We start from the raw sequence: 19,182 nt of genomic DNA on the forward strand, positions 1-19,182 counted from the left end.
ACCTCCGAAAAACAACTGATATTTTATTATGAAACGCCCACATTCTCAGCAATACAGGTATTGATTAATTCTTCAACTCCTGCCACTGGAAAAATTTTTGTTTTTAATTGCCGAGATACTTCCTCTATATTAATGTCATCTAAAAATACTAATTCGCCCTGTTTCAGCATGACTTTTGGTAGCAGAATTCCATCACCTAAATCTTGTCCTATTAAGTTTAAAAGTAAATCATGGCCTGTTAATAACCCTGTGACGCTAATATTTTGACCCCAATAATCACTACATAAAGCGCGCATATTTACTTCTAAACCTTCAACATTATTCAAGTATTTCAATATTGGTTGAAATGCTTTTTCTACTGCATTACCCACTACCCAAGTTAATTTTTTCTGGGGATAAATTTTTTGTGGTAGTAATTCTGTAGCGGCATCTGCAAATTGCTTGAGAAACAATCGAATAGAACCAACACCGTTATCAATTTGGGGATATTCTTCATATTCCGATTCGCTTGGTAATTCCTGACCTGCAATCAAAAACCATTCATCGGCTAACCAAGCAAAGCCAGAACCAAATTTTTGACGAAATTGCTGCGATAGCAACTGCACTTGGGCAATCACTTCTTTTGCTTTTTCTCTGGTTACGGGTGTGAGTTCATCTTCATGAGGACGAAATCGGGTCAAGCCTACTGGCACAACTGCCACTGATGCCACCGCAGGCACTTCACCAGTATAAAAGGACGCTAAATCTTTTAAGGTTTGTTCCAGATGTTCGCCATCATTTATACCAGGACAAACAACTACTTGGGCATGAATTTGTAGCCGCCTTTCTTGAAACCATTTGATTTGGCGTAATATTTCCCCTGCACGAGGATTTTTTAGCAGTCTAATTCTGATTTCGGGTTCTGTGGCGTGAACAGACACAAACAATGGAGAAAGACGCATTTGTTCAATCCGCTGCCACTCTCTTTCTGGTAAATTAGTCAGAGTTAAATAAGAGCCATACAAAAAGCTCAGACGGTAATCATCATCTTTGAAATACAAGCTAGAACGCTTACCCGGTGGCTGTTGGTCAATAAAGCAAAATGGGCAGCGATTATTGCACTGAATTAAGCCATCAAATAAGGCAGTTGCAAATTCTAACCCTAAGTTTTCGTCGTAGTCTTTTTCAATTTCAATATGATGAGTTTTGCCAGCAGCATCTAAAACTTCTAATTCAAGAACTTCATCAGCACATAAAAATTGATAATCAATTAAATCGCGGGGATGTGTGCCATTGATAGCAACGATCGCATCACCAGCCTCAAAGCCAATTTCTGCAGCTATTGAGTCTGGAAGCACTTTGGTAATTTGAGCAGGACGAATAGTAGACATGAGTGAAAGGGTCTAGGGGCTAAGGACTAGGGACTAGGGGCTAAGGACTAGGGACTAGGGAGAAATAGGTAATTTTTCTTCATCCCCTATGCCCCAATGCCCCAATGCCCCATGCCCTAAGCTTATTAACTATTTTTCAACAATCCTGCACTGATCGCACCCAAGATTAGGACACCAAATATCAGCCGATACCAAATGAATACCCAAGTGCTTTGGGTTTTAAGAAAGCGTAGCAATCCAGCGATCGCTATATATGAGAAGATGGCGGCGGAAATCACTCCTACGATTAAAGGAACTATTTCTGCACTACTGAAACCTTCTGTAACAAAATCTTTTAACTCCACTAACCCCGCTAGAGTAATGGCTGGAATACCCAACAAAAATGAGAACCTTGCTGCTGTTTCCCGTTGCAAACTCATAAATAGCCCCGATGTTAAAGTAGAACCGGAACGAGATACACCAGGTATTAATGATAAAGACTGAGCTAAACCCATCCATAGCCCATCTTTCATTGTCAGATGCTCAAAATCTCGTTGACGCTTGCCGAGTTTTTCTGCTAATCCCAATAACAACGACATTACTATAGAGGCAACAGCGATCGCTCCAGTGCTTCTGATGGGTGAATTATCAAAATCTGGAATAAATACTTTAATTAAAAGTCCAAAAAAGACAATGGGTAGCGTACCCAGAATAATTCCTAAAAATAGGCGTAAGTCGTAGTCATTATAATCTTTCAGCGCGATCGCTCTTGTGGCTCCTTTAAGAATGCGCGTCAGATCTCCCCAAAAATACCACAGTACGGCTGCTATACTACCGAGCTGAATAATCGCAGTAAAAGCTACACCCGGATCGCCCCAACCTAAAGCTACAGGCACAACTTTTAAATGTGCTGTGCTACTAATAGGCAGAAATTCAGTCATTCCCTGCACAAAGCCTAAAACAATAGCTTGCAAGACATTCATTGATTGCACCCCACTTACCACCGGGTTAGGTTGGGCGCTGAGAACTTTAATCGGAAATGCCGCCACACAGAAGATGGCAGACATCGCACTTAAAAGTACAAACCATTGACGTTTTAATAAAAACATTAGTTTACCTGCGATCGCTGTTATTACAACCAATTACACAAACAGCTACTTGGAGAGCCTTCCAGGAAAATAGCCCCAGAAAGCATTCAAAGGAGAAAGAAGTAATTTTTCTTCCTCCCCTCTGCGCCCCGTACCCTGCCCCAATTTCTCTTGCCCATGCTCCACAAACACATTAATAATGTCCCAAATTTACGTGCAACATACAATCTAGGCAAAATTTCGGTAATATAAAAATGCCCTAGGGGGGGATTCATGAGTGTGTTATCTTAAATAAAATAAAGTTTAGTAACAATTATTAAAAACTTTGATTAATAATACATTGTCCTCATACAACGTCTCTACTGCTTCTATTGATACCAATTTAAATTCAATCAATACTGGGCAGAAAAACATTAAGGAGTTAGAATCTACACTTTCCTTATCTCCTTCTTTACCTATTTCCATATCTTCCCGACAAACTTGGTTAGTGTTTGCAGCGGCTGTATTTTTGGTCTCAGTACCAGTATTTATAGAAGCACCGCTAGTGCGATCGCTGCCAATTATAAGTTTAGCGATGACAGGATTTTGGGTATGGCTCAGTTTTAACTTAATGTCACGTCCTGCAACTTACCTGTGGGGAGATTTGCTTTTAGGCTTTAGCTGGAGTTGGTTAGCAGGAGCAATTTACTGGGGCTGGTTACGTTGGGAACCTGTATGGCATTTACCCTTAGAATCCATAGGGCTACCATTTGCTTGTTGGTGTCTGCTGCGGAATTGGGGCAAAGTTGGCAGCTGGTTTTATTTAGGTTCTTTACTCGGTACAGTCTTGACAGATGTGTATTTTTACATAGTAGATTTAATGCCCTATTGGCGGCAAATTATGCAGGTGGAACCGGCTGGAGCGCCATTAATTTTACAAAATGCTCTTATTCAAGTACAAACTCCTTTGGGACAAGCTTGGGCAATAATTCTTGCCTCGGTGCTGTTGACAGCAGGAATTTTACCTTTACGTCAAAGACAACGACACTGGTACGCCTTTGGTGGTGCGGTTTTAAGTACAATTTTAGTAGATAGCCTATTTTTATTAGCTGCGTGCGCTGCTTAAGCATTATTTTTATATGGGTTAAAGGGGCGGTAACGCTTAATTGGGAACGTTAATGAACTTACCTACCCTTCGCCTCACCATCCATAAAACAAGAGTGCAAGATGCTGGTAAAGTTTAACTTGGCTGTTACTACAGTCTCAGTTCCCAGCTGTAGCGCGAAGCGTTTAGTGGTGGGTACTTCACTAAGATGTATATTAGTTTCTAATGACTGCTGTGTGTTGATTAAGCTATCAGTTAGTCGATAGTCAATCGTCTTGACTTTAGGCTGTTGACACCTGTTGGCTGAAAGCTGTTTTTTCAGTTTGATGGAAAGAGGTAGAAAAATCGTGAAAGGATTGGTGCGTTTATTAACAGTGTTTAGTTTGTTCCTTGGCTGCTGGGGATTTTTAGGAACAACTCAGATAGCCCAAGCTAGTAGTTTCAACAGTTTTGCTTGGCCTCAAGTTCCAATTTTGGCACTTGAACGGCAAAATCGGGCAGACGCTAAGCTAGGAACAGAATTTGGTAAAAAACTTGATTTGAATAATACCAACGTGCGGGCTTTTCAACAGTATCCGGGGTTGTATCCCACCCTTGCGAAGAAAATTCTCAAGAATGCTCCTTACCAAAATGTAGAGGATGTATTGGATCTTCCAGGACTGAGCGATCGCCAGAAACAACTCCTGCAAGCTAACCTAGACAACTTTACCGTGACTGAATTTGAACCCGCCTTCAACGAGGGAGATGATCGCATTAATAACGGTATCTACAGATAACCGCATTTGCAGTTAGCTGGAAACAATAGCAGCCTACTCTTGATTTTCAGGAGTAGGATGCAAATTTATTAGTTAGGAGTTATGTAGTGGTTTGAATATGGATGGAATACACCACTCTAGCCCCTAGTTCCTAGTCCCTACTAGAGCCTATTGCAAACAACCGACAGCACTATAAAAACAAAAAACTCCTAACTCCCAACCTTTGTACAGACGCGATTAATTGCGTCTCTGCTCTTAACTTCCAACTCCCCCATTACCTTGCCTCCAATAGATATTCCTAGCCAATTTGATGTCTTAGTAGTCGGCGCTGGTGCAGCTGGACTGTACACAGCACTTTGCTTACCAGAGTCCTTGCAAGTCGGCTTGATTACCAAAGAAACAGTTTCTTTGTCCGCTAGTGATTGGGCCCAAGGTGGGATTGCTGCGGCGATCGCCCCAGAAGATTCTCCTTCACTGCACATTGAAGACACAATGGAAGCAGGCGCTGGCTTGTGCGATCGCCCAGCAGTAGAATTCCTTGCTCAACAAGCACCTAGCTGTATTCAATCCCTAGTTAACCTAGGAGTTGCTTTTGACCGACACGGTAAGGCGTTAGCTTTAACTTTGGAAGCCGCCCATTCGCGCAACCGCGTTCTCCATGCCGCTGACACTACAGGTAGAGAGGTAACTACTACCCTCACTGCCCAAGTATTACGCCGTAAAAATATTCAAGTCATCCAGCAAGCTTTGGCATTGAGTCTGTGGCTAGAACCCCAAAGTGGTTACTGCCAAGGAATTAGTCTATTTTACCAAGGTGAAATCCAATGGGTAAGGGCTGGTGCTGTTGTATTAGCAACCGGCGGTGGAGGTCAAGTATTTGCCCAAACCACTAATCCTGATGTCAGTACAGGCGATGGGGTAGCGATCGCTTGGCGCGCTGGGGCTGTCCTCCGTGACTTAGAATTTGTCCAATTTCACCCCACAGCCCTGACTAAACCCGGCGCTGATCGCTTTTTAATTAGTGAAGCTGTACGTGGAGAAGGCGCACACCTTGTTGATAACGAAGGTCGGCGTTTTACTTTCGACTACCATCCGGCTGGCGAACTCGCGCCCAGAGATATAGTCAGTAGAGCAATTTTTAGCCATTTACAACATACTGCTGTTGATCCTGCGACTGCCCATGTGTGGCTGGATATGCGTCCTATTCCTGCTGACAAAATTCGTCACCGCTTTCCCAATATCGTTAAAGTTTGTCAACATTGGGGCATTGATGTCTTTAATGAACCAATTCCCGTAGCCCCTGCTGCTCATTATTGGATGGGTGGTATTGTTACAGATTTAATGAATCGTACAAACATTCACGGTTTGTATGCGGTGGGAGAAACAGCCAGTACTGGGGTACATGGGGCAAATCGTTTGGCGAGTAATTCTTTGCTAGAATGCATTGTCTTTGGGGCACAGATGGCTCATTTAAAGGATGAAGCCACAATCCTCAAGGATGAATTAAAAGAAGCTAAAGTCAGCTTTCATCCTGTAACCTTTACCCTTACTAAAAATGATTGGCAAATCCAGCAATCACAACTTGAAGCATTAAGAGAGAAGTTGCCTCGCCTAGTATGGCAAAGCGCTGGTATTTGTCGAGAACAGTCAGTTTTAGCAGATGCGATCGCGACTATTGAATCTTGGCAGCAAGATTTTGCTACTTTGCCCCTGAGTCAATTTTTACTTGCTTTACGTCCAAAAGAACCCGTTAAGTTCGACATAACAGACGCTGAAAGACAATTACGACTTTGGGCAGAAACCCGTAATTTACTGGATGTGGCCTATTTAATTCTCAAAAGTGCTGCTTTTAGAACCGAAAGTCGGGGAGGACACTATCGCTTAGATTATCCTCAACCAGACCCAGACTGGCAAGTTCACACGCTTGTACAAAAGCATCAATGGTGGAAGTCTGTAGTTCCCAACAAGTAGATCTGGGAACCCACGCAAGCCACTTCTCTTGTTATCAATGAACTCACCGCCCACGTTACTGACTCCTAAATTTATTTATAGGTATTTTAATTTTTAATTTTTAATTTTTAATTTTTAATTTCCCAAAGAAGATGACTCTTTAAGTAATGGGTAACTTCTCAGCGAGTACCGCTACCATGTAAACTATCAGGCCCTCCATGATTGGGTGGAATGAACGTATCACGTGAATCCTGAGAATCAATACTAGAACGAGTTGAGTGATCGCTGCTACTAATGCTTAAGATATCAGCAGTCAAAGTGCTAAAATTTACCGTAGCGCCAGCAATTTTTGGAATAGTTATGTAAGCACTGACACAAAATATCATCGCGCTGGTGATTCTGAAGTGAGTTCTCATAAGTCTTTGTGAATTACCTCCATTCTGATTTCATCGAGTTTCTTTTGTGATCTACAGCAGATTGAGTTATTTTTTCCGAAAAATTAAATTTTGATGAAAATTTTCTGGTGAATGGATAACTAATTAACCAAAAAGTAATTGATAACAGCTTGCACTTTAGCAAACAGGTACCTCTGAAAATACACTTGACATTCCAGAAATACTGCCAACAAACAAGCTTTGGCATCAGCCTTAAGTTAGAGGTATTTCTCAGTCCCATTAAAGAGGTTCATTAATTTCCACAGGATAATTGATGTTACCAAAAAATCTTAACAAATTATTAATATTTTTGCGTATAAATACTTTAATCACTAAGGAATAGAGATTGACAAACCAACTGAGTTCAACTAGTTCTTATGATTTAACATCAACAAAAATAAGCAGTTTTACTACTAGACCTCTTGCACGAATATTTAAACACTGAAATGTAGAACTTGATTTAGCGTTCTCCTTTGCGTCTTTGCGTGCCAGTTGCTACAAGTCGGGGAACCCACCCAACGCACTGGCTTGCCTTTGCGCGAGCTTTTAAAGATATTTGCAGCAATACCAAAGTATTTATGCAAGATGTCTACTATAGTTGTCATTTCAGCCGCTTTTTATAAATTTTTAAGCAAACTCATAGCGGTTTTTGCCTAAGTGCTTAGCACGGTACATGGCAGTATCTGCTTGTTTAATCAATATCTCAGTGCTTTGACCATTGAGAGGATAAATACTGATACCAATACTGGCAGAAATTTTAGTGGTATATCCGTCCAAAACGATTGGCTCGGTAATGCATCCTAAAATTTTTTCAGCAACCTTAGCAGCTACTTGCTCGTTGGGAATGGCCCGTAATATCACGGTAAATTCATCGCCACCCAGCCGGGAAACAGTATCACTACCACGTAAAGAATTATTGAGCCGCTGAGCAATGGCTACTAAGAGGCGATCGCCTATTTCATGTCCGAGGGTATCATTGATTTGCTTAAAGCCATCAAGATCAATAAATAGTAGTCCTAAAGATAAACTATTGTCTTGGGCCCAAACTAAAGACTCATAAAGTTGTTCTGCGAAAAATTTGCGATTAGATAAGCCAGTGAGAGGGTCGTGATAAGCCAGATAACGCAAATGGTCTTCTTTGCGTTTAGCAGTGCGTATGAGTTCATATTCTTTCTCTTTACGCTGAGTAATATCTCGAATTATCCCCACTAAAAAGAAATTACCCGCAGCGTCTTTGTGGAGTGATCGTTTAGTGGCAATTAAATGGATGTTTCCAGTTGCATCAGTAAATTCTTCTTCGTTTTCCCTGGGTTGTTGAGTCCTAAAAACTAATTCATCCTGTTGTCGAAACACATTAGCTTCATGGGGAGGAAAAAAATCGTAGTCTGATTTTTCAATTAACACAGTATCTGGATAGCCAATTAATCGACAATATGCGTCGTTTAATACAATCCATTGATGTTGTTTATTTTTGACGAAAATTGGGTCAGCGATCGTATTGATTACTTGCTGCAAAAAATCTTTGGAGCGTTTCAACTCTTCTTGAATATGGGCGATATGAAAAATCATCCAAATAGCTGAAATACCAAAGGTAAGCAATGAAGGAATTATAGGTATCCACCAACCAGTTAAAAAAGCTAGATATGCACTTAAAATTAACGCTAAACAAGAAAGTAAAATACTAAAAATACTTTGACTTTGGGATCTTACTTGCCACGTCATTACGGCTCCTAAATAAGACCAAGTAAAAATCCATAAATTTTCCCACGGTTCAGACCATATTTTTACTAAAGGTCGTCCTTCGATGGCAGATGAAATTAACTCACTAATAAAATAAGCTTGTAGTTCAATGCCACTAATTGGCTCGGCTGTACCCATCACACGACTGGATTGGGGAATAAATACAAAATCTTGAAGGCTGGGAGCAGTGGAACCAATAATTACAATGCGATCGCTAATCAAGTTTTTGTCCACTTTATTAGCTAGCACATCACTCATAGTTACCTGGCGATAACCACAAAATTTTCCAGATGAACTTTCTTTACAGCCTAGTTTAGGAAAATTAGACAAAATTTGGTAGCCTCTGTCATCAGCTCCTACATAATAACCATCATTCGCTTTAAAGCGAATAAATACAGCCTTACCCAACTGTAAATATTCAGGGTTACTGGTTGCTTTTTTTGGAGTAATTCCCTCTGACTTTAAATACAATAAAGCTAGCTTGAGTGCAAAACTTTCATGTAATTTGTTATTAACATGCCAATACAATAAGCTACGGCGTATTTTGCCATCAGGGTCAAATAATACATTATTAAAACCGACTTGCTCTGGATTAAGCCCTTTTGGAGGTCGAACCCCAATTTTGCTATTTTTGTAATTATTATTTTTTTCATTTGCTAACAGTTCAATACCAATCAAGTTCGGCATCGACTGATAAGCGTCAAGCAATTGTTTTTTACCCGGTTTTATTTCTAAATCATTGCTAGGCACTTCCAAATCACGGTAAATATCTAAGCCAATAGCTCGCGGTTTATAAATGTTTAATTTTTGCAATAAATTAGCGATGATGGTATCTGGAATCGGCCAGCCAACTTTGCGTAAATAAGTCTCATCAATTACTACGATAGTAATGCGATTATCTGGTTGTTCGTTTGGACGTAAGCGAAAAAACTGATCTAAAACCCCTAATTCTAATGATTGCAATAATCCCACAGAGCGCAAAATTAGGATGCAGATTGCAACGATAGAAGCGGTAATCAATTCTCTGTGTCCTCGACCAAGCGATTGTTTCAGTCTCAACATTAACTTTACAAGACGCTTGCCTAACTGCTTACTCATTCCCATAACCTAGTGGGGAAAATATTCTTTGTTTTTTATAGTTATTGGTTTATTGGCAAATATAACTTGTGCAAGAACTATAACAATTCTCAAATCAGTGAAATAAATTTGAATCACAGGACTTAGAAGGAATAGTTTCTGCCAAATGCTTTAGGATAGCTCTAAATGAATGCTCATTCATGACGAATTATGTGTTACCAAAGGGCAACTGGAATTTTCGCGTCTATGATGACGAGTTCAGTATAAATATTATTCATTGATAACAAAAGTATATTTTTGGTAACTTTCAGTTGACAAATCTTTTCTTTCGGTAGTTATTAAATTCCTATAGCGAACTTCTTGGATGACCTCTAAATACATTTAGTAACAAAAATATTTTCTAAGTATAATCTCTGAGAAAATATCTATTGTTCCTGTGGTATTTGTAGATTATAGTCCTAGGCAAATTAAAAATTTGGAATTGGGTATTGGACTAAGAGTATTTCATCAAAAAAAAGTCAACTGGAAGAAAACAGCTGCATTCAACCAGTTGACTATGGAGAGTGAGAGCCCAATACGGTTCGGATAAGCACTATGAACTTTCCTTGTGGCCTGGGAAAAGGTTAAAGGGTAAGGGGTAAAGGATGTATTGAAAACCTTTCCCTTTTCCCCTTTTACCGAACCGTATTGAGTGAGAGCCTAAGTTGTTTCAAAAAGGCTTGTTTAAGGAAATTATTTGAAATATTTGAAGTTGCTAGGGCCTGTATAAGCAGAAGCTTTTGCCAGTTCTTCTAAGTTTTGCACCCCACTGTAGCTTTTGCCATTAATAATCCAAGTAGGAAAGCCTTCTATTTTCGCTGCTTTACATAATTCCGGTTTACCTACTGGGCTATCAGCAGCGCATTCCACCTTAATACTATCGTCGATGATCTGTGCAGCTTCTTTACCGAAAAGCAGTTTTTGTTCGTGGCAGTGAGGACACCAATAAGCACTGTATTCCTTAGCGCCTATTTTCGCTAGATGGCGTGCTAGGGCAATTTCTGCCTCACCAGAAGTAGTAGTGACTTCCCAACCGAATTCTGGGTTAGGTTGCGCTTGAGGAACAAAGTTAATTTTCTCTGGTTGTCCGGGATTTCCAGCTGTACTGCCTGTTTGATTGACACCAGCATAAACACCTAAAGTACCAATCAGCGTTACCATCCCCACAATAATAGCGGTAAAGAAAATTTGCCCAACATCCTCCCACGTACGACCGATAATCGTTAGTACTAAAAGACTAAGAGAAAATAAAGCCGAACCAATACAGTAAGGGCAAGTAGCTTTAATTTGAAATGCTAGCAAATACATTAAGTAGCCACTGAAAACTGACATGGTGATCGCTCCCACCAACAGCAGCCACCACGTCCAGTTTTCCAATTGTTTGTTGCTACTGTTTTCCCCTGATTTCAAGACCAAGGGTGCTAGGGCAAAGATCACCATACTGGTGTATGCCAAAAACCCAAATAAGGCTAATGGCTGACCCAAAACTGTTGCCCAAGGACTGGAAAGCACATCATTACAGCCTTTGGCACCAGCCTGTGCTACACAAGCGGCACTACCTCCTGTTAACTTTTCTATCGTGAGATAACCCGTTGTCAGCGCACCAAAACCAGCGATCGCGGCAATCAACGGACGCGACCATTTATGAATCCAAGGAGTAGAACGTCGGCGAATCATAAACTGCTAATTGGGAATAGGGAATAGGGAATAGGGCATGGGGCATGGGGCATGGGGCATTGGGCATTGGGCATGGGGCATTAGTTATTCTTTTCTTCATCTTCTCCTGCTTTCCTTAATCCCTAGCCCCTAGTCCCTAACCTCTAAGAACGTAACTTCACTTGCTCTGCTGATTTGCTTTCACTTTTGGAGTTCCAACTTCGATGTGCAGCCTCTACAAATTGACTGACGCGAATCGGGTCAATTGGTTGCTCAATCCGACCTTGACGTTTGAGGGAACTGGAAACAATTACACCATCTGCTGCCTGCATCAGTGTAGCAATATTTTCCCAGTCGGCTCCACTACCAATGAATACTGGAGTACCGTTTGCTGCGCCACAAGCTAGCTCTAAATCTTCTAGGTCAGGGGGGCTACCTGTAGCCCAGCCAGATAAAATTACCGCGTCTGCCAAACCCCTTTCAATCGTATCTTTCACAGCAACTGTCAGATTTGGGGAACTCAAAGGACGGGCGTGCTTGACCAACACATCAGCCAGAATTTTGACATTACAACCCAATTCGCGACGATAACGCAATAATTGATGGGCTTCTCCCTCAATTAATCCCTGATCGGTTGCCATTACCCCTGTGAGTACATTGACGCGGATAAATTGTGCTTGCACACAGCTAGCGATCGCCATTGCACTTTTGGCATCGTTCCGCAAAACATTTAAGCCTATAGGCAACGTCACCAAATTTTGTATCCTTTGCACCACAACAGTCATAGCACTTACAACTGCTGGATCTACCTGGTTTTTGGTAAACGGTGCATCGAAAAAATTCTCCACAATAATGCCATCAACCCCACCACTCGCTAGGGCTGCTGCTTCTTGTTCGGCGCGGTCAATCACCGCTTTCAAAGTACCTCCCCAACGGGGCGAGGTGGGTAGTGGGAGTAGGTGAACTACGCCAATAATCGGTGTTCGAGTTTTAAATATCTGATGTAAGTCCACGTCTTTAAATCCGCTTCGCGGAGTCAATAGTCCACCAGTCTAGAGTCTAAAATTTTTTGGCTATTGACTATTGACTCTTGACTTTTAACTAACTAGTCAAATGTGTTTTACACTGGTTGTCTCACTGCCTCTCTCCGAAGATGGAATTTGGCGTTAAACCTCCCATAAGATATGTTAAGATAAAACCTGGCTACAAAAAGAGGAGTTTGCCACTCACAAGACGCAAGGCAGCTTCCCGTAGTTTAGGCATATAGTCCACGCATTGCCGTAGATAAAGCCAGAAGCTCCAGGGTAGCATTACTGCTTTATTAGGTGTAGTCGCAAGCGCGATTTCCCTGAGGGTAGCGACTTCTCACAACAAGCCCTTTGGGCGGCTTCCCGACGGGTAAATTAACAACGCAAACATTCTTGGTAATGTAAAATACCAGCATGGCAATTTGTTAAAAAACATTACGAGTGTCAAATGTACCCAAAGACACTTCATCTTACCCTGGGAAACAGACTAAGTAGTAGAAATATCATATCATGACCTCAAATCATCAAGGTCATAAGTCCGCAGGCAGTGGCTAGACGTGGAATGTTTCTATTTGATGAGATTTGAGCGCTGAAATTATAAGGGTACTAATTATCAAGGGCAGAGTCATCGCGCTTTGTGTTTGACTACAAAAAACCGGAAAATTTTTCAAAATATGGGTGAAAAGCCAACAATTGCAATTTCCCACTTGGGCTGTGAAAAAAACCGAATTGATACAGAACACATGTTAGGACTGCTTGTAGAAGCAGGTTACGATGTAGATACAAACGAAGAGTTAGCAGATTACGTTATTGTCAATACTTGTAGTTTTATTGAAGCGGCAAGAGAAGAATCTGTCAGAACTTTGGTAGAGTTGGCAGAGACAAATAAAAAAATTGTCATCACTGGCTGTATGGCCCAGCACTTCCAGGAACAATTATTGGAAGAGTTGCCTGAAGCAGTTGCTGTGGTGGGAACAGGTGATTATCACAAAATTGTAAATGTAATTGAGCGAGTAGAACAGGGAGAACGGGTCAAACAGGTTAGTGTAGAACCAACTTACATTGCTGATGAAACGACACCGCGCTACCGCACCACAACAGAGGGTGTTGCCTACCTGCGAGTTGCTGAAGGATGTGATTATCGTTGTGCATTTTGTATTATTCCTTATCTACGAGGAAATCAGCGATCGCGTACTATTGAATCTATAGTTGCTGAAGCCAAGCAACTAGCCTCCCAAGGGGTACAAGAGATTATTCTCATTTCCCAAATCACTACCAATTACGGTTTGGATATTTACGGTAAGCCAAAGTTAGCCGAATTACTCCGCGCCTTGGCAAACATAGATATACCCTGGATCAGAGTACACTACGCCTATCCCACCGGGTTAACCCCGGATGTGATTACAGCGTTCAAAGAAACACCTAACGTCTTACCATACCTGGATTTGCCCCTGCAACATTCTCATCCAGAGATTCTCCGCGCTATGAACCGTCCCTGGCAAGGACGCGTGAACAATGAGATTATTGATCGCATCAAAACAGCGCTACCAACGGCAGTATTGCGGACAACATTTATAGTTGGTTTCCCCGGAGAAACTCAAGAGCATTTTGAGCATCTACTAGAGTTTGTGCAGCGGCATGAATTTGACCATGTTGGCGTGTTCACCTTTTCACCAGAAGAGGAAACCCCTGCCTATAAGCTACCTAATCAGTTGCCACAACAAGTGATGGATGAGCGACGGCACAGAGTTATGGAACTCCAGCAGCCAATTTCGCAAAGAAAAAATCAACAGGAAATAGGCAAGATTGTTGATGTCCTGATTGAGCAAGAAAACCCTGAAAGTGGGAAATTAATTGGTCGTTCAGGTAGATTTTCCCCAGAAGTCGATGGTCAGATTTATATCGAAGGTACGGCGAAGCTAGGAACCATTGTGCCAGTAGCGATCCACGGCGCTGATACATACGACCTATACGGTCAAGTTGTCAACAACTAAATCGTCATAAGTCTATTGTCAAATTACATGACCAGTGACTAATGACTAATCCAAAAATAAAAACTAAACCTTAGGAGATTTGATGAATCTTTCGTTTCAAGAATTAGGAATTTCACAAGAACGTGTTGAGCTATTAGAAAAAATCGGCTTTACCGCACCTACTAACATTCAAGCTCAAGCTATTCCCCAACTGCTAGAAGGTCGGGATGTAGTCGGTCAATCCCAAACAGGAACAGGCAAAACAGCAGCATTTACACTGCCGATTTTAGAACGGTTGGATGTTAACCAAAGAGCTGTGCAAGCCCTGGTATTAACCCCCACCCGTGAGTTAGCAATTCAAGTTCACGATGCCGTTGCTCAATTCATGGGTAACGATGGATTGCGAGTGTTAGCAATCTATGGTGGACAATCAATTGACCGCCAAATGTTACAACTCAAACGTGGTGTCCACATGGTTGTGGGTACTCCAGGACGGATGATAGATTTACTGGATCGGGGCTGTTTGAAACTCGATCAGGTGAAGTGGTTTGTGTTGGATGAAGCCGATGAAATGTTGAGCATGGGCTTTATCGACGATGTAGTGAAAATTCTTTCTCAAGCACCTACAGATCGGCAAACAGCTTTGTTCTCAGCAACTATGCCGCCATCGATTCGCATGCTGGTGAACAAATTTTTGCGATCGCCTGCGACAGTCACCGTCGAACAACCAAAAGCTGCTCCTAATAAAATTAATCAAGTAGCTTATCTCATACCTCGCCACTGGACAAAAGCCAAAGCTTTACAGCCGATTCTGGAAATGGAAGATCCAGAGACAGCTTTAATCTTTGTGCGTACCAGACGTACAGCCGCAGAACTCACCAATCAACTACAAGCTGCTGGTCATAGCGTCGATGAATATCACGGCGACTTATCGCAACAAGCACGGGAACGATTATTAAGCAGATTCCGTAATCGTCAGGTGCGCTGGGTGGTAGCAACTGATATTGCGGCACGAGGATTAGATGTCGATCAACTATCCCATGTGATCAACTACGACTTGCCTGATAGTGTGGAAACCTACGTCCATCGGATTGGTCGTACTGGTCGAGCTGGTAAAGAAGGAACGGCTATTTCTTTAGTTCAGCCTTTTGAGCGACGTAAACAACAGGCATTTGAGCGCCATAACCGTCAAAGTTGGCAATTGCTAACAATTCCCACACGGGCACAAATTGAGGCTAGACACATCAATAAGTTGCAAGAACAAGTTGGAGAAGCCTTAACTGGCGAACGCCTAGCTTCATTCTTGCCAATAGTTAGCGAACTGATTGAAAAATATGATGCTCATGCGATCGCCGCAGCTGCGTTGCAAATCGCTTACGATGAAACCCGTCCCGCTTGGTTGCAATCAGGAGTGGATCCCCAAGAAGACAACAGTCCCCTTCCTAAACCCAAGCTGAGCAAGCGTCGTGAGTCTTCTGGTGAACGTAGCCGTTCCTCTTGGGTCAAATCAGACTCCAACGGTGGCGAAGAAGAAAGACGAGGAACTCCTAAGCCCAAACTGCGGGCAACACATCGTGAACCTTCTGTATCACCTAATAGCAAAAAACTCGGTTCACATACAGCTAGAGAATCAGCTTCTTAGTCAAAAATCAAAAGTTGATGGCGAGTTAGTACACTTTTTTCCCAAAAGGAAGAGACTAGCGCCAAGGGGATGGTTTCCTAGGCCACTTACTAAAAGTAGGCTTGGGCTATTGCCTGCTTAAAGCAGTGGCTCACCATGAGCAACTGCTTTCAATTCTTATTTTGACAGTAACCGTGGGTACGCCGGATGCTTGAAAGACCTATGGAGAATCTTTAAATCCTGTAGTTATTAAGGCAAGACTCGTTGAAGTAGGACTCGCGTGATTCTTAGCTAGGCGATGAAAAAGCGAGTTACAGAAAGCTTTGCTCAGGAGTACACAGATAGAATTGCGATCGCCTTGAGAAAGCATCTTCGTCCTGTGGATGACACTATCCCTGTTCTGTCACTCTCGGAAAACAATAATCGAAGCAATATTCTGAAACTTTGATTGAGCCAAGCTTTGAGGCTTTATTTTCTAACAGTAACTAAAATTTATAGCCAAAACTTAGAAATTAAAGCCTCGAAAGGCTTTCAGCGATTGGGTTCTCCCAAAGTGATAAAAGAGGGCTATATACATGTTGAGTGTGCTCAATGTAACTTTTTATGTTGCATCAAGCAAAAATTACCAAAAAATTAAAACCACTACCAGGTCAATACAAAAATTGTGTTTGACCTAGTCTTGATTTTGGTAGTGCATATATTCCCCAAAGGTGGGCGCAATCCACGTTGATTGCATTCGTGAACACGTCACATAATGCACAACCAATTCCTATTTTTTCAAATAAAACTATTTTTGGTTATTTTATATGAGTCAGCAGACTCCTGCCCAAGTTTATTTGATAACTGGGTAGCATTGACAAGCTTGGTCATCAACTGGCTGCATCGGGGATCACAACAGAATTGCTTACCCCTCCCCTATTCCTAGCGAAAGCCTAGAGATAGCAGATTTTATACAGTACTCAGCCAAACAAGAGACTGCAAATTTCATCTAAAAACTTCAAATTCCAAATCAATTAATTCCGTGGTGGTGTACGCCGATTACGAAGAAAATCCGGAATATCTAATCCAGTTTTTTCTTTGGGCTCTGCAACTGGTGTTGGGGGATTAACTGTTGGGGTTTGTGGTGTTTGTGTTGGTGTTGATCGCTTGGCCGGAGTTACTACTCTGGCGTTAGCCACGTTTTGTTGTGGCGCTGCTTGCACTTCACCTGTAAATCCAGTAGCAATTACTGTAATTCTCACCTCACCCTGTAGCCTGTCATCAATCACTGCCCCAAAAATAATATTGGCATTGGGATCAACTACTTCATATATTGCTTCTGCGGCAGCATTCACTTCATGTAGGGTGAGGTCGCTACCACCAGTAATATTAAAGACAACTCCTCTAGCTCCTTCAATAGAACATTCCAATAATGGTGAAGAAATAGCGGCAATTGCTGCTTCTCTAGCTCTTGATTTGCCTGAACTGACACCTATACCCATCAATGCTGATCCCGCATCGGCCATCACAGCTCGGACATCGGCAAAGTCAACGTTTACTAAACCAGGAATCGTGATGATATCTGAAATTCCTTGTACACCTTGACGCAGCACATCATCTGCATAGCGAAAAGCTTCTTGTACGGGGGTTTGCTCAGGTATCACCTCCAGTAACTTGTTGTTGGGAATGATAATTAATGTATCTACCCTACTTTTTAGCCCCTCAATACCTTGTTCTGCCTGACTGGTGCGGCGACGACCTTCAAAAACAAATGGACGAGTCACTACGCCAACAGTGAGAGCGCCCATCTCTTTTGCTACTTCTGCAACAATGGGGGCAGCACCTGTGCCAGTACCACCTCCCATGCCAGCCGTGATAAATACTAAATCAGCTCCTTCTAAAGCTGTGGCAATTTCGTCTCGTGATTCCTCCGCTGCCTTTTGACCAATGGCAGGATTACCACCTGCTCCTAAACCCCGCGTTAGCTTTTGTCCAATCTGCAACCGACTGGGGGCCCCTGCCAAAGTTAAAGCTTGGGCATCAGTATTAATTGACCAAAACTCTACTCCAGAAACATCAGACTCAATCATCCGGTTAACCGCATTTCCGCCACCACCACCGACACCAATCACTTTTATGTTGGCAACTCGGCCTGGAACAATTTCGCCAATTCTGCTATTTTCCGTAGTAATCCTTTTACTATCGTTGTTTTGTCCAAAGTTCAGCCCAGAATGATTAAAGGGATTAGTCGAATTAGCTGCCAGTGAAAATCCTGGCTGCCCCACAGATTGGGAGTTTTTATAGGTAAGCTCTTGGTTATTATCAAGTGTCATTGGATTTGTGAAAGGGTAGATAAACGACTTTTTCAGGTGTTCTTCACCTAAGAGTCAACTATAGTTGGACACTGCCTCATGGCACTGTTCTTTATTGTGATCACTACTTCCAACCTTAACAAGATTGAAAATGCGAAAATTTGCTACGGCATAAGCTATGAAAGCAGTTGCTTGCACAGCTAATTCTAGAGAAGTATACATAATAACTTCCACACGATATGAATATTTTCACTACTATTGTGCCAATTTGGCATGGCAATACCTTTGATATACCCAAGGCTCTCCTAATAATCCTGTTAATGATTGAGATTGGCTATTACTTTGGCAACTAGCAGTACTTGTTTTTTTTACATTAACAGCCACATTCATTGCATTTAAGTTGTATATTTTATTCATGATTAAAAGAATAAGATACTGAGAACACGGGTTCTTTTTTCCCAAATGATTAATACTATCGGCCAATTTTAGGCAATCAAACATACATCTAATAGTAGTATAAGTAACATCATGTTTAGCTTGCTCAGCAGATAGTATGTCTTGCAAAGATGTGCTGTAATCGTCCATCTCAATTGCCTTAATCATATAGTCGATAGATTTAACCGTTAGAAATGATTGCAACTTAAGACACAAATGTTGCCTTCTTTTACTTAACTGTAAAGTTAAAGACAAGGAAGACTATGCTTATCAGTTATATAACATCCTGATTGATTTGCTATTTGGTGTGCCTGAATAGAGGTTTTTTTAGTATAAAATTCTATGGTGTCAGAACTTTCGCCAGGGCAATTAACAAACCAGGAAAACCAAACATCCTTTAGGTAGTTGTGACAAAAATTTTCCTACTCGTGTCCCTACGGAGAAGCAAGCTACGCCTGGCATCTTCGTCAGGAGAAGAGTAGTTGTCCTCAAAGCGTCTACACCAGTGTTTTGCAATGAAAAACTCACGCATTTTCTCTTTTATAAGCTGGGTTCAGTCAAAGATTGGGTAGGTACAAGGCATTTTTCACACCAGATACCATCATCCGATTGTCTAACATATTGCACTCCTCGACCAGATCTTAGGGTAACAATTGTAGGCC

15 protein-coding genes are annotated in these 19,182 nt (G+C 41.7%); 6 read left to right on the top strand and 9 right to left on the bottom strand.

Annotated features, from left to right (window positions below; translation table 11 throughout):
* Positions 1–26 precede the first annotated feature (26 nt).
* The gene (locus I8751_RS11525; RefSeq protein WP_214439295.1) at positions 27–1,370 is read right to left on the bottom strand and encodes a TIGR03279 family radical SAM protein; all 1,344 of its coding nucleotides are present in this window, start codon (positions 1,368–1,370) and stop codon (positions 27–29) included.
* Between the two features lie 125 nt (positions 1,371–1,495).
* Positions 1,496–2,458 carry an undecaprenyl-diphosphate phosphatase gene (locus I8751_RS11530; protein ID WP_214439349.1) on the bottom strand — a complete coding sequence of 321 codons (963 nt, stop codon included), beginning with the start codon at positions 2,456–2,458 and terminating at the stop codon, positions 1,496–1,498.
* A gap of 304 nt (positions 2,459–2,762) precedes the next feature.
* On the opposite strand from I8751_RS11530, the gene I8751_RS11535 reads away from it, so the two are divergent.
* From I8751_RS11535 to nadB, 3 genes are all read left to right on the top strand, one after another.
* Complete coding sequence (locus I8751_RS11535; protein WP_214439296.1) at positions 2,763–3,542, top strand: DUF3120 domain-containing protein; 780 nt, start codon at positions 2,763–2,765, stop codon at positions 3,540–3,542.
* Positions 3,543–3,868: 326 nt separating this feature from the next.
* On the top strand, positions 3,869–4,297 hold the full coding sequence (gene psbU, locus I8751_RS11540; protein ID WP_214439297.1) for a photosystem II complex extrinsic protein PsbU: 429 nt from the start codon (positions 3,869–3,871) through the stop codon (positions 4,295–4,297).
* 258 nt (positions 4,298–4,555) lie between these two features.
* The gene (gene nadB / locus I8751_RS11545; RefSeq protein WP_214439298.1) at positions 4,556–6,247 is read left to right on the top strand and encodes an L-aspartate oxidase; all 1,692 of its coding nucleotides are present in this window, start codon (positions 4,556–4,558) and stop codon (positions 6,245–6,247) included.
* A gap of 158 nt (positions 6,248–6,405) precedes the next feature.
* Here the strand turns inward: nadB and I8751_RS11550 are convergent, their stop codons facing one another.
* From I8751_RS11550 to btpA, 4 genes are all read right to left on the bottom strand, one after another.
* Positions 6,406–6,642: a hypothetical protein gene (locus I8751_RS11550; RefSeq protein ID WP_214439299.1), complete on the bottom strand. Its 237-nt coding sequence runs from the start codon at positions 6,640–6,642 to the stop codon at positions 6,406–6,408.
* A 645-nt stretch (positions 6,643–7,287) separates the two neighbouring features.
* Complete coding sequence (locus I8751_RS11555; protein ID WP_214439300.1) at positions 7,288–9,498, bottom strand: CHASE2 domain-containing protein; 2,211 nt, start codon at positions 9,496–9,498, stop codon at positions 7,288–7,290.
* A 711-nt stretch (positions 9,499–10,209) separates the two neighbouring features.
* Positions 10,210–11,193 carry a vitamin K epoxide reductase family protein gene (locus I8751_RS11560; protein ID WP_214439301.1) on the bottom strand — a complete coding sequence of 328 codons (984 nt, stop codon included), beginning with the start codon at positions 11,191–11,193 and terminating at the stop codon, positions 10,210–10,212.
* Positions 11,194–11,336: 143 nt separating this feature from the next.
* On the bottom strand, positions 11,337–12,185 hold the full coding sequence (btpA, locus tag I8751_RS11565) for a photosystem I biogenesis protein BtpA (RefSeq protein WP_214439350.1): 849 nt from the start codon (positions 12,183–12,185) through the stop codon (positions 11,337–11,339).
* 689 nt (positions 12,186–12,874) lie between these two features.
* Between btpA and rimO the strand changes: the two genes are divergently transcribed.
* The 3 genes from rimO (at position 12,875) to I8751_RS11580 (ending at position 16,242) form a co-directional block, all read left to right on the top strand.
* Entirely contained in the window at positions 12,875–14,194 is a 1,320-nt protein-coding gene (gene rimO / locus I8751_RS11570) for a 30S ribosomal protein S12 methylthiotransferase RimO (RefSeq protein WP_214439302.1), read from the top strand.
* Between the two features lie 82 nt (positions 14,195–14,276).
* Entirely contained in the window at positions 14,277–15,815 is a 1,539-nt protein-coding gene (locus I8751_RS11575) for a DEAD/DEAH box helicase (protein ID WP_214439303.1), read from the top strand.
* A 277-nt stretch (positions 15,816–16,092) separates the two neighbouring features.
* Positions 16,093–16,242, top strand: a complete 150-nt coding sequence (locus I8751_RS11580; protein WP_214439304.1) for a hypothetical protein — start codon at positions 16,093–16,095, stop codon at positions 16,240–16,242.
* A gap of 565 nt (positions 16,243–16,807) precedes the next feature.
* Here I8751_RS11580 and ftsZ read toward each other — a convergent pair.
* The 3 genes from ftsZ to I8751_RS11595 are packed head-to-tail and all read right to left on the bottom strand — an operon-like array spanning position 16,808 to position 18,688.
* On the bottom strand, positions 16,808–18,106 hold the full coding sequence (gene ftsZ / locus I8751_RS11585) for a cell division protein FtsZ (protein ID WP_214439305.1): 1,299 nt from the start codon (positions 18,104–18,106) through the stop codon (positions 16,808–16,810).
* Positions 18,107–18,160: 54 nt separating this feature from the next.
* A complete protein-coding gene (locus tag I8751_RS11590; protein ID WP_214439306.1) occupies positions 18,161–18,307 on the bottom strand; it encodes a hypothetical protein in 147 nt (48 codons plus the stop codon).
* A gap of 33 nt (positions 18,308–18,340) precedes the next feature.
* On the bottom strand, positions 18,341–18,688 hold the full coding sequence (locus I8751_RS11595; protein WP_214439307.1) for a hypothetical protein: 348 nt from the start codon (positions 18,686–18,688) through the stop codon (positions 18,341–18,343).
* Positions 18,689–19,182: the final 494 nt, after the last annotated feature.

The organism is Atlanticothrix silvestris CENA357 (genome assembly GCF_016056295.1).
GTDB classification, from domain to species: Bacteria; Cyanobacteriota; Cyanobacteriia; order Cyanobacteriales; family Nostocaceae; genus Atlanticothrix; species Atlanticothrix silvestris.

Excerpts from the sequence above, each read along its gene's own strand:
- I8751_RS11550 (WP_214439299.1), bottom strand. The coding sequence starts at position 6,642 with ATGAGAACTCACTTCAGAATCACCAGCGCGATGATATTTTGTGTCAGT.
- I8751_RS11525 (WP_214439295.1), bottom strand. The coding sequence starts at position 1,370 with ATGTCTACTATTCGTCCTGCTCAAATTACCAAAGTGCTTCCAGACTCA.
- I8751_RS11575 (WP_214439303.1), top strand. The coding sequence starts at position 14,277 with ATGAATCTTTCGTTTCAAGAATTAGGAATTTCACAAGAACGTGTTGAG.
- I8751_RS11580 (WP_214439304.1), top strand. The coding sequence starts at position 16,093 with ATGAAAAAGCGAGTTACAGAAAGCTTTGCTCAGGAGTACACAGATAGA.
- I8751_RS11530 (WP_214439349.1), bottom strand. The coding sequence starts at position 2,458 with ATGTTTTTATTAAAACGTCAATGGTTTGTACTTTTAAGTGCGATGTCT.
- ftsZ (WP_214439305.1), bottom strand. The coding sequence starts at position 18,106 with ATGACACTTGATAATAACCAAGAGCTTACCTATAAAAACTCCCAATCT.
- rimO (WP_214439302.1), top strand. The coding sequence starts at position 12,875 with ATGGGTGAAAAGCCAACAATTGCAATTTCCCACTTGGGCTGTGAAAAA.
- I8751_RS11590 (WP_214439306.1), bottom strand. The coding sequence starts at position 18,307 with ATGTATACTTCTCTAGAATTAGCTGTGCAAGCAACTGCTTTCATAGCT.
- I8751_RS11595 (WP_214439307.1), bottom strand. The coding sequence starts at position 18,688 with ATGATTAAGGCAATTGAGATGGACGATTACAGCACATCTTTGCAAGAC.
- I8751_RS11560 (WP_214439301.1), bottom strand. The coding sequence starts at position 11,193 with ATGATTCGCCGACGTTCTACTCCTTGGATTCATAAATGGTCGCGTCCG.
- I8751_RS11555 (WP_214439300.1), bottom strand. The coding sequence starts at position 9,498 with ATGAGTAAGCAGTTAGGCAAGCGTCTTGTAAAGTTAATGTTGAGACTG.